Here is a 15,156-nt window from a genome sequence, read left to right on the forward strand (position 1 = left end):
CGTTGATATGGGGTTGGTGGATGAGTTATAGGGTTATGGGTTTATGGGTATGAGGCGCGCGCCGCAGTTCGTCCGCCGACGTGCGTCAGGCGGCGCCTCTGCCGGCCAACGCCGCGCCGATCGCGCCGACGGGCTGGTCCGGATCGGTCAACGACAGGCGGTCGGCCAGGTGCAGCGAGGCGATGAAACGGCTCGGCTCTTCGCGTCGGTGCAGCTCGGCCGTGATGCTTTCGAGCAGCGGACGGCCGGTTTTCGCCATGCCGCCGCCGATGATGATGCTGCGTGGGTCGATGGTCACAGCCACGACGTCGATGGCGTCGGCAATCGCGCTGACGATGGTGTCGAGCGTTTCGACCGCCTGGGCATGGTCCGGCGAAGCCGGGTTGTTGGCCTTGGCGATGATCGCCGGCATCGGCGGGTTGTCCTGCGGCCACAGACGCGTCGCCGCGCCGCCGCTGGCTGCCGTCTCGAGGCAGCCGCGCTGTCCGCAGGCGCAGGCCCAGCGGTGCGGCTCGACTGGGATGTGGCCGATTTCGCCGACGTTGTTGCTGTATCCGTGGTCCAGCTCGCCGCCTCGGATCACTCCGACCGCCAGTCCGGTGCCGAGGTTGAGGAAGACGACGGTGCCCTTGGCATCGTCGGCCGTCGGCAGCATGGCCGCGGCGCCGAGTGCTGCCGCGTTCACATCGTTCTCGACGCGGGTGGGTATGCCGGTGCGGCGGGCGACCTCGCCGCCGAGTTCGACGCGCACGATGTCGAGGTTGGCGATGTTCTCGACTGCGCCGGTCGCCGCGTCGACCATGCCCGGGGTGCCGATGCCGATGGTCGTGATATCGGCTCCGGCCGGGGCGCCCTCGGTCAATGCCTCGACGACGGAGACGACGTCGTCGACAAGCTGTTCGGCGCCTGGCCGCGCCGGTATCGACCGCTCGGCCAGCAGCGTGGGCCGTGCGTCGCCGTCCGCCGCCTCGGCGAGCAGCACGCCGGCGATTTTGGTGCCGCCGACGTCAATGCCGATGCGCAATGCACCTCCGTCCGTTTGGATTGTGCTCATAGGGCCCTCCTTCGATTGCTGATGTGCTTTGTGGAATATATGGTGTGTGGCGTCACGGATGATCGTTCTCCTTCGCCGGTCCTGCGTCGCTTTCGCGTATCGTCGGAACGCAGGTGCGTATGACGGCCACGGCTTGGCCCCGCAGCACGAGGTCCTCTCCTTGCTGGCAGCGGTGCAGCCGGGGTGCCGTGCAGTTGCCAAAGGAGATACTCGCGGACAGCTCTTCGTTCATCGATCCGAGGAATGCCTCGCCGACGATTTCCGGAGGGCCATAGACCGCTATGTCGTCGAGGTCCAGCAATCCGGCGGGGATCGCCAGCACCCGTCCGAGGGTCTGCCCGGCTTCGGAAAGTATCTGCGTGCGTCGTTGTGGGTTCTCGGCAATCATGGCGTGCAGCCGCGAGGAGGAGAGGAAGGTCTCCAGACATCCCGGACGTCCGCAGGCGCAGACCGGTCCATTGGGGTCGATGGTGATGTGTCCGATCTCGCCGGCGGCGAAGGTCTGCCCGTCCACGACCTCGTCGTTGACGCAGAGCGCCGCGCCGACGCCCTGCCCGATGCGCACCAGCAATGAGTTCGGGGAGCCCTCGCCGAAGAACCGTTCGGCGATCAGTGCCATCCGCGTCGCGTTGTTGACTGATACGGGTAGCTCCAGCGCTTCCTCGAGGCGTGCGCGCAGCGGCAGATGGGACCAGCCTAGGTGCACGGCGTTGAGCACCGTGCCCTCCGAGTCCACGATGCCGGGCAGAGCGACTCCCGCGCCGAGCACCGGCTGATCGGACATGGCGCGGAGTCGCTCGATCAAGGTGATGACGTCGTCGACCGTGATGGCATCGGTCTCGATGGGGCTTTCGGCTCGTTCGGCGATGCGTCCGCAGAGATCCACCAGCGCGCCTTTGATGATGAAGGGCTGCGTCAAGTCGATGGTGATGACCCGCCAGTATGCCGTATCGATGGCGAGGACCGTCGAACGTTTGCCGCGGCCGGTGCGGTTGTCGATGCCGGTCTCTCGGATGATGCGGTGGAGGGTCATCTCCTCGGTCACTTTGCTGATGGCCATTCGAGACAGCCCGATATGCCGTCCGAGTTCGACGCGGGACATATGCGCGGCGGGGAACAGCAGGTTGAAGACGGCCATCGTGTTGTTGGCGCGGATATCCGATGGCACCGTTTTTGTGGCGATGTTGGTCAAAGGAGTCTCGCTTATAGGTCGTTCCGATGCGAAATGCAGCATGAAAAGCTCCCGTCAGCGCTTGAATGGGCGCTTTTCGATGATGCCTGTATCTATTGTGGCATCTTTGCGGGCGGACATGCGGCGTGAACTCCTTTTTCGAGTCTTGTGCGCGGCCAATCGGTTCATTGACTGACCTCAATTGGTGAATATAACATCGTGGAACTAATTAGTCAAGATAGCTTCCTAAATATAGTGCCGAGGAATATGGTGCACAAAAACTTGATATTTCAGTCTTTAGTGGACGTCTCTTCGTTGTGTGAAGTGGGTTTGAAGAGAAAGAGAACATTTATTAGATAGGCTACATACTATAATTATTCGTATGTGTGACACCTTTGTTATTCGTGAATTCAATGGCGATGATTCCCGGTTGGAGATCAGTGATTACGGAGCGCAGGTGCTGTCGTGGGCGCCGATGGGCCAGCCCTCCGTGATATGGCGTCCCTCGGCCCTGGTTTTGGAGGCGGGCTTACCGATCCGCGGCGGCGTGCCGGTGGTCGCGCCTTGGTTCGGGGCAGGATATGTCGACGGGCGTGCGCTTGGCCTGAACCCCAAGCATGGTTCGGCTCGGCTGGGCTTCTGGCGCTGCGAGGAGCCGGCAGGCGGGTCGAATAATCGCGTGCGCTATCGGCTCGATCTGCCCGCCGACGCGGCGGGTCCTGGCGCCCAGCAGCTGCGAGCGGTCTATGAGGTCGAGGCCGGCGAAAGGCTGCGCATGATGTTGACCATCATCAACATGGGTGAGGCGCCCGCGCGTCTGGAGATGGCGCTGCATACCTATCTGCGCGTCGGCGATGTGCGTCGCGCGCGGGTGTGTGGTCTCTTTGGAGCCGGGTATTGGGACGCCGCGGCCGGTGGCGTTGATCGGGTGCAGTCGGATGAGGATGTCGTTTTCGAGGGCGAGGTGGATCGTGTCTATGGGGTTGCTCGCTCGCTTGAGGTGCACGATCCCATCCTTGACCGCATCATCCATGTATGTCCGGATGGCGCAGAGCAGACCGTGGTGTGGAATCCCGGGGCGCGGGTTGGCGATGCGATCGCTGACATGGCGCCGGGCGAATGGGCCTCCTTTGTCTGTGTGGAGGCGGCGCTCTGTCGCGAGCATGCGGTTGAGCTGGCTCCGGGTGCCTCCCGCACGTTGGGGCAGACGCTGTCGCTGTCGTGAGCCTCCGTCCGCCCCGCGTCGGCGAAGATGCTGGCTCGGGGCGGACGCTTGCTACATAAACGACATATATGTCATATATGTGTAAAAAATATTTCCTCTCTATAAACCCCTGATATTTCAGTAATATCTAAGTCTCTTTCGCGCATTATCTCTGAATATGTCAACAAGGTTGACAAAATAATGTATACTGGATGACGCAAGCCATTACTGGCGGCATTCAGTATCGAGATTCAAAGGAGACTTTCATGGCTGAATCACAGGTGGTTCTGACGCCACGGGCTCGAAAGGCCGAACGATATGCCACGACCCTTGCGCTCATCGTCACACTGGGCCCGCTGTTCTATGGATTCGAGGGCATGGTGCTCAACGGCGCCATCAGCGCAGTCGGCAGCGAATTCCAGCTCGGTTCCTTCGCCAAGGGTGTCGCCGGCGCAGCGGGCATCATCGGCGGTCTCATCGGCTCGTTGATCGCCGGCCGCCTCTCCGACTACATCGGCAGGCGTGGTGTGCTGCTGCTGGTTGGTCCCTTCCTCATGTTCGAGGCCATCTTCGGCGCGCTGTGCCCCTATCTGGGCGGATATCCGTTCCTGCTGTTCTGCCGTATCGTCGGCGGCATGGGCTTCGGCGCCGCGACGACCGTCGCTCCGGGATATGTCGCTGAGATTTCCCCGGCGCGCATTCGCGGACGTCTGATTTCCTTCCGCCAGCTCGCCATCATCCTCGGCCTGCTCTTTGCCGCGGTCGCCAATCTGGTGATGACCAATCTCGCCGGTAATTCCTCCGCCGAGGTATTCCTCGGCATCAAGGCATGGCAGTGCATGTTCCTGTGCCTGATCGTGCCGGCCCTGGTCTATATGGTTCTGATGCCGTTCATCCCCGAATCGCCGCGCTATCTGGTCTCCAAGGGCAGGAACGAACAAGCCGCCAAGGTGCTTGAGCGTCTGTCCGGCACCGACGACGTCAGCGTGCAGGTCGAATCCATCCAGCGCTCGCTTGGCGGCGTCAACGAGGCCCTCGGTATTTTCGCTGTGCTGCGCTCGAAGTGGCTCGGCCTCGTCTGCGTGGGCATGGCGCTCGCCGCTTTCCAGCAGTTGACCGGCACCAACGGCATCTTCTTCTATTCCAACACCCTGTTCGAGGCGGTCGGCATCCCCGAGTCCGCCGCCTTCCAGCAGACCCTGATTCTGACCGTCTTCAAGATCATCGGCGTGACCACGGGCATCCTGCTGGTTGATCGCGTCGGCCGCAAACGCATGCTGATGTACGGCGGCACGCTGATCTTCATCTCTCTGGCCGTGGTCGCCACCGTCTTCACCGTCGCCCCGAGCGGTCCCAACGGCCCCGACATCAGCCACAGCCCGGTGCTTGGCTTCCTTGCCGTCGCCGCTCTGTGCTGCTTCCTGCTCGGCTTCACCTCCTCCTGGGGCCCGATCTTCTCGGTGATGATGGGCGAGATGTTCCCGAACCAGATCCGCGGCAGTGCCATGTCCCTGGCCTCCGGCGCCGACTTCTTCGTCAACTTCCTCGTCGTGCTGCTCTTCCCCTACGTCGTCGAATGGTCGCCGGCCGCTGCCTACTGGGCGTTCTTCGTCTTCGGCGTGCTTGCGGTGATCTTCGCCAAGAAGTATCTGCATGAGACCAGCGGCAAGTCCCTCGAGGAAATGGGCGACTGAGTCGCCTCCCTCCGGCGGGTCGGGTCGTCCGGCCCGCCGCGTATCCCCAACCATATTCGTTACCTGTTCGCACCAACCAAAGGAGCATCCATGGCAGACAGCCAGACCAAACCGCGCGTCGTCCCCGACAACGTGCGCAACATCATCACCTTCATGACCGATCAGCATCGCATCGACACCCTCGGATGCATGGGCAACACCCATGCGCAGACTCCGAACATCGACTCCCTCGCTGCTGACGGATGCCTGTTCACCAAGGCCTTCACACCCTCCGCGATCTGCACTCCCGCGCGTTCCTCGATGCTCACCGGCCAGCTGCCGTTCAAGCACCAAACGCTCGCCAACCCGGAGTGGAACATCGCCTATTCGACCGCCATCCCGGAAACTGACTGGACCTATACGCAGGCGTTGCGCGATGCCGGGTACAACGTCGGCATGGTCGGCAAATACCATTGCGGCACGAACCTGCCCGATAAGTTCGGCTGCGACGACGACACCTTCTGGGGTGCCGAGAACCCAGTGGCCAACGAGGAATACGTTGCCTGGCTCAAGGAAAACGACCTGCCGCCGGTCAAGGCCCACGACATCTGGCGTGGCAAGCTGCCGGGCAACCGCGACGGCCATATTATCGCGGCGCGGCTCGAGCAGCCGGAGGAGGCGACCTTCGAGCGTTTCATCGCCGATCGCTCCATTGCCCGTCTGCGCCAATACGCCAAGGAATATAAGGAGACTGGCAAGCCGTTCAGCCTGGACGTGCATTTCTTCGGCCCGCATCTGCCTTACTTCCTTCCTGACGAGTGGTTCGACCTCATGGATCCGAACGACGTCACGTTGCCCAAGAGCTTCGGCGATACGCTCGTCGGTAAGCCGCCGGTCCAGCAGAACTACGCGACCTACTGGTCCACCTCCTCCTTCGATAACGACCAGTGGCGCAAGCTCATCGCCGTCTATTGGGGATATGTGGCCATGATCGACTTCGAGATCGGCCGTATCCTCGACGTGGCGCGTGAACTGGGCCTGATGGACGACACGGCTATGTTCTTCTGCGCCGACCACGGCGAGTTCACCGGCTCACACCGGCTCAACGACAAGGGGCCGGCCATGTACGACGACATTTACCGCATTCCGTTCATCGCCCGCATCCCGGGACTCACCCACGGTACGAAGTGCGATGACTATGTGCAGCTCATCGACATGACCGCCACCTTCATGGAGATCGCCGGCCTTGATCCGGCGCAGGTGGAGGACGGCCGTTCCGTCGTCGATCTGGCGCGCGGCGCCGAGGTGCCGGATTGGCGCAAGAACATCGTGTGCGAGTTCCATGGCCTGCATTTCCCGATTCAGCAGCGTATGCTGCGCACCGACGACTACAAGCTGGTCATCAACCACGAGTCGCTGGATGAGCTCTACGATCTCAGGCAGGACCCGAACGAGATGAACAACGTCTATGCGGCGCCGGCCTATGACAAGGTGCGCCGTGAGATGGCCGCCGAGCTTTACCGCCAGTTGGTCGAGCGTGGCGACAGCTCCTTCGCCAAGTGGATGGCCGCGATGACCGACTTCGACGTTCCGCTGAAGAACACTGCGCGTTCCGACTGGGACCAGGTCGCCAAGTAGCGCCCGCATGGCGGCCGTTCGATGCAACCGTCGGGCGGCCGCCATTCCCATTTCGACCCCGATCGAATATAGGGACAGGGGAGTAGGCATATATCGGCGGAATGCGTTGACTAAGGAGCTCATATGACAGACTCGACGGCATCACGGATGGTACGGGACGATGGCAGGAGTGCCACCGGGAGCATGATTCCCGCGGGGCCGCTCACGCGTCGCCAATTGCCATTTTCCGTCGTCGCCAAGCCCACCGGCGCGGCCTGCAACCTCGACTGTCAGTATTGCTTCTTTCTGTCTAAGGAACTGCTCTACGCCACCAAACGCCAGCAGATGAGCGAAGAGACGCTGGCCACATATGTCGCCGAATATCTGGCCGCCAGCCCCGACGGCGAGGTGACGATGCTCTGGCAGGGCGGTGAGCTAACCCTGCGCGGACTGTCGTTTTTCCGCACCCTCGTCAAGCTATGCGAACGCTACCGTCGCCCCGGACAACATGTTGTCCATGCGATGCAGACCAACGGCACATTGATCGACGAGGAATGGGCCGAATTCCTCAAGGCCAACGACGTGCTCGTCGGTGTCTCGATCGACGGCCCCGAGCCATATCACGACGCCTACCGGCTCAACCGTGCCGGCCGCGGCACGCATGCGATGGTGATTCGAGGCTGGAATATTCTGCGTCGGGCCGGCATGCGTTGCAATATCCTGTGCACGGTGCACCATGCGAATGAGGAACACGGGCTCGAAGTCTATCGATATTTCCGCGACGAGCTCGGTGCCGACTTCATGCAGTTCATCCCCATCGTCGAGCGCGTCAATCCATCGCAGCTCGAACGTGCCGAACACGACGGCTGGCGCGCCACCGGCGGGCAGGGTGTCGGCATGCTGTACCGCCAGGCCGGGGATGCGGTCACCTCGCGTTCCACACGGCCGGCGCAATATGGACGGTTCCTTAGTGAAATCTTCGACGAATGGATTTCGCGGGACGTCGGCCGGGTGTTCGTACAGGACTTCGATGCGGCCCTTGGCGCGTTGTTCGGCCAATATGCCGTGTGTGTGCACGCGCCCGAATGCGGGAACAATTTCGCGCTTGAGTTCAACGGCGACGTCTATGCCTGTGACCATTGGGTCGAGCCGGATTGGCTCGTCGGCAACGTGCTCAGGGACGACTTCCACTCGCTGGCGCACAGCGATGTCATGCGACGTTTCTCTAGGAAGAAGCGCATTGAGCTGACCGATCAGTGCCGCCGGTGCCCGTATTTGCGCATGTGCAACGGAGGTTGCCCCAAGGACCGGTTCGTCAAGTCCGCCGATGGGCAGGAGGGGCAGAACTACCTTTGCCCCGGCTACACCGAGTTCTATGGGCATATTCGGCCCGATATCGTCGGCATGGCGCGGTTGCTGCGGGCAAACCGCGCGCCCGCCGAAATCATGGATCCGCAAGTGCGTCGGCAGGTGCGCGCCGCACGATGACCGTTCTGTCACGGGAGACAGGTAATGAGGATGCAAGGAGATTGTGGATGGTTGAGTTGATCGTGGCATTAGCCGTCGGATTGGGGGTCGGCGTCGTCGTTGGCGCGCTTGGCGCCGGAGGAGGCATCCTGTCGGTGCCGGTGCTGGTGTATTTGCTGGGGCAGGAGCCTCATGCGGCTTCGGCCGGTTCCTTGGTCATCGTCGGTTTGACCGCGTTGGTCTCGTTGATACCGCGTTCACGCGAAGGACATGTGCGTTGGCGGGATGGTCTGGTCTTCGGCGTGCTGTCCTCGGTGGGCACAGTGCTGGGCTCGCGTCTGTCCGTGCTCGTCAATCCTCGGACATTGATGCTGCTGTTCAGCGTGCTGCTGGTCGTCGTCGGCATCATGATGCTACGCAAAGCGTTCCGTGCCCGCTGTGCCGATGGGAAGGCCACGGAAGCCGTCGAAGATGCGTCCTCCGGCCGACGGAGCGGCCGCAGTCTACTGTTGCTGATTGCCTGTGCCACCGCGACAGGCTTCCTCACTGGATTCTTCGGCGTAGGCGGGGGGTTCGCCGTAGTGCCGATGCTGGTGCTGGCGCTTGGCTTTACGATGCGCGAAGCGTCCTCGACCTCGCTATTGGTGATGATCATTGCCTCGGCCGTCGGACTGATTTCGCGCATCGGTACCAGTGTCACCATTGACTGGATGGTGGTTGTGGTCTTTGCTTTGGCCTCGATGGGAGGAGGCCTGATTGGTGCACCGGCTTCGCGACGCGTCAAGGAAAGCACCTTGACGCTGTTGTTTGGAGTGCTCCTGCTGCTGGTCGCCATCGGCACTCTGGTCTCCACATTGCTGGGCAACTGAGCCGATTGGTATGCCGATTCGGAGTGCCCGAAGCATATATGACAAAACCCCCGAGCCAAAAGGCTGCGGGGGTTTCGCTGCGTTTGTGGAATTCAGGCTTCGGCGGCGGGCTCGGCGGTTTCGCCGTCGGTGGCCTCGGCCTTGTTCAGCCCCAGATCGACCGGCGAAGAGCTGTTCTCCCACGGCTCCTCCCACGGATCGTAGTCCGGGTTCTGCTGCTTGTAGATGTAGAGGGCTGCGACGGCCGCGAGCAGCGCGCCGAACAGCAACGCAAAGAACTTCCAACCGCTGGATTTGTTCTCCATGACGGCTCCTTTCCCATGTGTGGCCGGTCTGCCCATTCAGGCCGACTCTGCCCTCCATCATAGTTGCATGAATGTGACGATTGGGTGAGGTGTCCGGCTACAGTGGCCCCTATGAAGATGCCGACGAAACGCGAATTGTCCTACGAATGGCGCAACGGCGGCCCCGTGGTCACCAAGGCCATCATCGCCCTATGCGTGGTGGTGTGGGTGGTCGAGATCGCCTTGCGTCTCCTTGCCCCGGGCGCGTTCGCGGCCTTTGTCGGCATGGGCATGGTCTCGCCGCTGACGATGCTGGTGATGCCCTGGACCTGGCTTACTTCGATGTTCCTGCACGCGCCAAGCGTGCTGCACATCCTGTTCAATATGCTGGCTCTGTATTCGGTCGGCCCCGTGCTCGAACGCATGATGGGCCATTGGCGTTTCCTCGCGCTCTACCTGATCTCCGGCCTCGGCGGCTCGGCTGGACTTATGGTCTGGGCGCGCGCGACCGGCGATTGGGCCACGGCCGCCTACGGCGCGTCCGGCGCGCTCTTCGGTCTGTTCGCCGGCATACTGGTCGTCTACCGCCGCATCGGCGTCGACATCCGTTCGATGCTCATATGGATGGGCGTCAATTTCCTGCTGCCTTTCGTCGTGGGCGGCATCGCCTGGCAGGCGCATGCGGGTGGCTTCGTCGTCGGCGGCGCGCTCACCTGGCTGCTGGTCAGCGGCATCCCGCCCCTTCGCCGCCGTTCCTTCACCCAGCGCATGTGGATATACGGCACCGCGATGGTCGTCCTTCTCGTCGCCGTCATCGTCCTGTGCGCGCCGCGTTGGTGAGCGGTGCCCTACCGCTTCGTCAGCCAGTCGATGATGTTGATGATGCGAATGCCATCCTTGGTGATACCGGTGCTGAATCGGTCCAAGGTCAGCACCGTCCGAGGGAAAGCGTCGTTCAGCGTTTGCAATGGAGCGAGCTCACGTTCGCGCGTCGAAGCGTCGACCATGGTTTCGGTGACTTGGATGTATTCGCGTTCGTCGAGTCGGCGTGCGACGAAATCAATTTCTTTCCCCGAGCGCAGCACGCCGACTTCTGTCTGCCATCCGCGGCGATGCAATTCGTTGCATGCCACGTCCTCCAATTGGAAGCCGAGATCCTGCATGGAGAAGCCGATGGCCATGTTCCTCAGACCCGTGTCGATCGGGTAGAACTTGCGCAGGGGGTTGAGCATTTCCTTGCCTTGAAGGCCTGATTGCGGCGCTTCGCACAGAATATAGGCTTGTTCAAGTGCGTCGATGTAGTTTTCCACGGTGTCGGCGGTGGTTTTGCGTCCGCCGCTGACCAGCGCCCCCACCACCTTGCGCGTCGAGAACAGGTTTCCGGAAGTCGAGAACAGATAGGACACGAGTCTGTTCAGTAGCGCAATATCCCGTATTCCCAGCCGTTCCGCAACATCCTTGAGGATGACGGTGTTATAGATGGAGCCCAGCTCTCGGGTCACGCCATCCATGTCCCTATTGCGCAGCGAGAACAGGCTGGGCATGCCTCCGAACCGCAGGTAGTCGGCGAACATTTCGTCGTCGGAGTGCGGCTGCGTGTCCGTGGCGGCGACGAAGTCACGGTATTCGACGAAGGATAGTGGGAAGACGTCGAAGGTTATGGTGCGTCCGGTGAGCAACGTGGCCAGATCGCTTGACAGAATTCGTGCATTGGAGCCTGTGATATAGACGTCGACATTCGGTTTGCCGTGCAGTCCTCGGACAACGGTCTGCCAATCCTCGACCTCCTGTATCTCGTCGAGGAAAACATAGAACGTAGAGTTCGGATCCGCGTTGGCAAAGGCCGTGCTGAGCTCCTCGGTCAGGTCTTGGGCGGTGATGTGTTGGGGCAGCCCGAATTCATCGAAGCACTTATGGAAGATATTGCGAGGTGCGATGCCGCGCTGCTCCAATTCCTCGCGCAGCATCCGCAGCACGCTGGATTTGCCGCATCGGCGTATGCCTTGGAGGACTTTCACTTGTTCGGTGCCGATGTAGGGCTCGATCATTCGTAGATAAGTGGGGCGGGGGATTAGGCCGTGGTCCGTACCCATAGGGTCCTCTTCCATCGAAAGTGTCGTTTATACTCGATGTTTTCGATGATATATCACAGATATGCCGAGTATGGTCGACATATCTGCGTTTATATGAGCAAAGTGTCGTTTATACTCGACACTTTTGGTGGTATATTCCGGCGACATAAATTACACGAATGTAGTTTTCCACAGTTGTGGACAACATTGTGGATAACTTGGGGATAAGCGGGGGATAAATGGAGATGCGTTGTGGATAACCCGTGGATAACTTCGCTTCGGCGGCGGAGATGGCGGAGGGAACGTTGGAAACGGGGACCGCATATGACGAAAGCCCGCGGCTCGGATGAGCCGCGGGCTTTCGGAGAAGAAAGGGAAGGGGAAGAATAAATCAGCGCCACCACATGGTCATGATGAAACCGACCATGATGATGGCCAGGGCGATGGCGAGGTTCCAGGCGCCGATGCCGGGGATCGGCCAGGCGCCGCCGGGGGACAGGTAATAGACGACGGCCCAGATCAGGCCGATGATCATCAGCGCGCAGAACAGCGGCACGAACCAGCGCGGGTTCGACTTGGTGCCCTTGATCGTTTCCTCGACGCGCTTGGTGTTCTCCGCCTGGCGCGCCATCATGCGCTGCATCTGCGGGGTGAGCGTGGCCTTGTCCGCGGAGGCATCGAGCACTGCGCGGATCTTGTCCATGTCGACGCCGAAATTCTCCTCGGCGGCTTCGGCGCTCTCGGCGTCTGCGGACTGCCAGTCCTTCTGCTCCTTCGAGTCGGTTTCGCGCAACTCTTCGTCAGCCATCAGCATAGTCTCCATTCAATAGGCTAAAAGTCATCATAGTGGTTACACTCGAAAGCGACTGCCAACATACGAAAAATACGCGGAAACGAGGACAGATGGCGAAGCACACCGCACGGCACGGCGCGCGCCGCTCCCTGCTCGGTTCACTTGCGGTGATGGTGGTCGTGGCGCTGAGCGGATACCTGCTGATGACCAACCTACGCGTCAACCGCACCGCCACCGTCTCCTCCGACACCGCCGGTCTGGTCGAGCAGCGCGTCGAGCGGGTCGAGGAGCTCTCCGAGGACGTCAAAAGCCTGAGCTCGCAGATCGACACCTTCACCGACCTGGCCGCCGGCGGCACCGCCACCGACTCCGAGGACGCCGGCTCGGGCGCGATGCTGCGCAAGGTCGAAGGTCCCGGCGTCACCGTGATCCTCAACGATTCGCCGATGTGGGAGCAGGCCGTCAACGGCTCGGGCACCACCGCCAATATCAACGACTATGTGATCCACCAGGAGGACATCGAGGGCGTCATCAACGCGCTATGGCAGGGCGGCGCCGATTCGATGATGTTCGAGGACCAGCGTCTGCTGTCCACCTCCGCGGTGCTGTGCTCCGGCAACGTCGTGTCGCTGCACGGCAAGAAATACTCCCCGCCCTTCCATATCTCCGCGATCGGCGACCCGGAGCGCCTGAACAAGGCGCTCGACGATTCCCCCGCCATCAAGTTGTTCAAGCAATATGTCTCCCCCTTCGGCCTCGGATGGGAGGTCAAGAACAAGGAAAACCTTGAGTTCCCGTCGACGGCCGCCTCGCTGCAGCCGCTGAAATATGCTTCCGTCGCCGCTGACGGCGACGATGGCACCGTGTCCGCGGACGGCGGCGACGGTTCGCAGGAAGGTCAGGGGCAATGAGTCGTCACGCCGCCCATGCCCGGTTCAGCCGCGATGAGCCGCCGGCTCCGCCGACGTCGGCGACGGATGGGGATGCGCCCGGCTCCGGCTCACAGGCCGAGCCTAGGACCGGTCGCCGGACCCGTCCGTCCCGTGGCCGTGGAGCGCTATGGACGTCCGTCGGCGTGCTCGCCGAGATTCTGCTGACCCTCGCCGCGATATGCGCGCTCTACATCGCCTGGCAGATGTGGTGGACCGGCGTCGAAGCCGAGCGCATCCAAAACGAGACCACGCAATCCGTGAACTGGTCCGACCCCGCGGCCGCCGGCGAACAAAAGATCGCCGCCGCGCAGCAGGGCGCCCCGCCCGCCGAACCGGAGCATCCGCAGACCGGCGATCTCATCGCGCAGGTATATATCCCGCGCTTCGGCGCGCAATGGGAACGCAACCTCGTCGAAGGCACCGATCTCACGCAACTCAACAAACATGGTCTTGGGCGGTATTCCGACACCCAACTGCCCGGGCAGGTCGGCAACTTCGCGATCGCCGGCCACCGCAACGGCTACGGCCAGCCGCTTGGCGACGTCGACAAACTCCAGCCGGGCGACCCCATCATCGTGCGCACCGAGCACTACTGGTATGTGTATTCCTACACCTCCTCCGAAATCGTGCTCCCCACGGATGTGAGCGTCATCGCCGCCAACCCCGAGCGGCCCGGCCAGCCGGCGACCAAGCGCATGATCACGCTGACGACCTGCGAGCCGAAATACAGCGCGCCGACCCACCGCTGGATCAGCCACGGCGAGCTGAAATACTGGGCCAAGGTCTCCGACGGCGTGCCCGAGGAACTTGCGGCCAAGGACGCCAACGGCAACGTGCGCTTCGTCAACTCGCGCACCCCATCGCTTGCCTCGCGCCTCGACTCGCTCGCGCCCGTCGTCATCGTCGCGCTGCTTGCATGGCTCGTCATCTTCATCGCGGCCGCCGTCGCGTGGCGCTGGCCCGTGCTGAGGGATATCCGCGCCGGCCGCCGCCCTCGCCCCGAGATCAGCATCTACGGATGGCTGCTGCGCCACCAGCCCGGCGTCGCCCCCGTGCGCTGGCTGCAGGTGCTGCTGCTTGCGCTCGCCGCCGCGGCCGCCCTGTTCCAGTGGGGATATCCGTGGGCCGCCTCCCATATCCCCTACTTGCAGCAGATGTCGAATTTCGTCGTGGACTGACCGCCCTCCGAACGCAGATGGCGCGGTAGACTGGCGCACGTGAAACTATGCCGGCCTGAACCGGCGGGGAGGTACTATGACGGATTCCGCGCGCATCCTGGTCGTCGACAACTACGACTCCTTCGTCTACACGATCGTCGGATATTTGAAGACGCTGGGCGCCACCGTCAATGTCGTGCGCAACGATGCGATCGATCCCGAGGCCCCGGGATTGCTGGACGATTATGACGGCGTGCTGATTTCCCCCGGTCCGGGCGCGCCCGCCGACGCCGGTGCCAGCGAGGCCGTGATCCGCCGCTGCGCCGCCGAGCGCAAGCCGATGCTGGGCGTCTGCCTTGGATTGCAGGCGCTCGCCGAGGTCTACGGCTGCACGGTCGACCATGCGCCGACCATCATGCACGGCAAGACCAGCCTCGTCGAACATATCGACGACCCGCTGTTCGAGGGCGTCGCCAATCCGATGACGGCCACCCGATACCATTCGCTCGCCGCCGAGCCGGATTCCGTGCCCGAGGAGCTTGTGGTGACGGCCCGCACCATCGACGACCACACGATCCAGGGCATCAGGCACCGCGATCTGCCGCTGTATTCGGTGCAGTTCCATCCCGAATCGGTGATGAGCCAGGATGGCTACCGGCTTTTCGCCAACTGGCTTGCGATCTGCGGGCAGACGAACGCCGTTGAGAAGTCGGCCGGCCTCCGGCCCAAGGTGACGGCCCACTGACGGCCGGTCCGCTCGACAGCCTTACTGAAATCTCCCTTTTCTCGTGCCAGCCACACATTGATACGAGAAATGCGAGAAAACCAGCGTCGATTTTCTCGCTTTTCTCGTAGTTATGGCC

General features: G+C 62.1%; 14 protein-coding genes. 9 read left to right on the forward strand and 5 right to left on the reverse strand.

Going from position 1 to position 15,156, the window contains the following annotated elements; translation table 11 throughout:
* Positions 1-85: 85 nt before the first annotated feature.
* Together AC1AUD_RS08815 and AC1AUD_RS08820 are read right to left on the reverse strand one after the other, a co-directional pair.
* On the reverse strand, positions 86-1,054 hold the full coding sequence (locus AC1AUD_RS08815; RefSeq protein ID WP_476573972.1) for an ROK family protein: 969 nt from the start codon (positions 1,052-1,054) through the stop codon (positions 86-88).
* A 52-nt stretch (positions 1,055-1,106) separates the two neighbouring features.
* Positions 1,107-2,222 carry an ROK family protein gene (locus tag AC1AUD_RS08820; RefSeq protein ID WP_476573973.1) on the reverse strand — a complete coding sequence of 372 codons (1,116 nt, stop codon included), beginning with the start codon at positions 2,220-2,222 and terminating at the stop codon, positions 1,107-1,109.
* A 385-nt stretch (positions 2,223-2,607) separates the two neighbouring features.
* On the opposite strand from AC1AUD_RS08820, the gene AC1AUD_RS08825 reads away from it, so the two are divergent.
* The 5 genes from AC1AUD_RS08825 (at position 2,608) to AC1AUD_RS08845 (ending at position 9,055) form a co-directional block, all read left to right on the forward strand.
* A complete protein-coding gene (locus AC1AUD_RS08825) occupies positions 2,608-3,450 on the forward strand; it encodes a D-hexose-6-phosphate mutarotase (protein ID WP_476573974.1) in 843 nt (280 codons plus the stop codon).
* Between the two features lie 245 nt (positions 3,451-3,695).
* Entirely contained in the window at positions 3,696-5,123 is a 1,428-nt protein-coding gene (locus AC1AUD_RS08830) for a sugar porter family MFS transporter (protein ID WP_476573975.1), read from the forward strand.
* 90 nt (positions 5,124-5,213) lie between these two features.
* On the forward strand, positions 5,214-6,740 hold the full coding sequence (locus AC1AUD_RS08835) for a sulfatase family protein (protein WP_476573976.1): 1,527 nt from the start codon (positions 5,214-5,216) through the stop codon (positions 6,738-6,740).
* A gap of 123 nt (positions 6,741-6,863) precedes the next feature.
* A complete protein-coding gene (locus tag AC1AUD_RS08840; protein WP_476573977.1) occupies positions 6,864-8,207 on the forward strand; it encodes an anaerobic sulfatase maturase in 1,344 nt (447 codons plus the stop codon).
* A gap of 47 nt (positions 8,208-8,254) precedes the next feature.
* Positions 8,255-9,055 carry a sulfite exporter TauE/SafE family protein gene (locus AC1AUD_RS08845; protein ID WP_476573978.1) on the forward strand — a complete coding sequence of 267 codons (801 nt, stop codon included), beginning with the start codon at positions 8,255-8,257 and terminating at the stop codon, positions 9,053-9,055.
* A gap of 92 nt (positions 9,056-9,147) precedes the next feature.
* On the opposite strand, the gene AC1AUD_RS08850 is transcribed toward AC1AUD_RS08845, so the two are convergent.
* On the reverse strand, positions 9,148-9,360 hold the full coding sequence (locus AC1AUD_RS08850; protein ID WP_476573979.1) for a hypothetical protein: 213 nt from the start codon (positions 9,358-9,360) through the stop codon (positions 9,148-9,150).
* 111 nt (positions 9,361-9,471) lie between these two features.
* Between AC1AUD_RS08850 and AC1AUD_RS08855 the strand changes: the two genes are divergently transcribed.
* Positions 9,472-10,179: a rhomboid family intramembrane serine protease gene (locus AC1AUD_RS08855; protein WP_476573980.1), complete on the forward strand. Its 708-nt coding sequence runs from the start codon at positions 9,472-9,474 to the stop codon at positions 10,177-10,179.
* Positions 10,180-10,187: 8 nt separating this feature from the next.
* On the opposite strand, the gene AC1AUD_RS08860 is transcribed toward AC1AUD_RS08855, so the two are convergent.
* Positions 10,188-11,387, reverse strand: a complete 1,200-nt coding sequence (locus AC1AUD_RS08860; RefSeq protein ID WP_476573981.1) for an ATP-binding protein — start codon at positions 11,385-11,387, stop codon at positions 10,188-10,190.
* Between the two features lie 415 nt (positions 11,388-11,802).
* Positions 11,803-12,225, reverse strand: coding sequence for a cell division protein CrgA (gene crgA / locus AC1AUD_RS08865; RefSeq protein ID WP_476573982.1), 423 nt, complete (start codon positions 12,223-12,225; stop codon positions 11,803-11,805).
* A gap of 89 nt (positions 12,226-12,314) precedes the next feature.
* Between crgA and AC1AUD_RS08870 the strand changes: the two genes are divergently transcribed.
* From AC1AUD_RS08870 to AC1AUD_RS08880, 3 genes are all read left to right on the forward strand, one after another.
* Entirely contained in the window at positions 12,315-13,115 is an 801-nt protein-coding gene (locus tag AC1AUD_RS08870; protein ID WP_476573983.1) for a DUF881 domain-containing protein, read from the forward strand.
* A complete protein-coding gene (locus AC1AUD_RS08875) occupies positions 13,112-14,314 on the forward strand; it encodes a class E sortase (protein WP_476573984.1) in 1,203 nt (400 codons plus the stop codon). The genes AC1AUD_RS08870 and AC1AUD_RS08875 overlap by 4 nt, the downstream gene beginning before the upstream one ends.
* Before the next feature lie 76 nt (positions 14,315-14,390).
* On the forward strand, positions 14,391-15,038 hold the full coding sequence (locus AC1AUD_RS08880; protein ID WP_476573985.1) for an anthranilate synthase component II: 648 nt from the start codon (positions 14,391-14,393) through the stop codon (positions 15,036-15,038).
* Positions 15,039-15,156: the final 118 nt, after the last annotated feature.

The organism is Bifidobacterium sp. LH_730, from assembly GCF_056355835.1.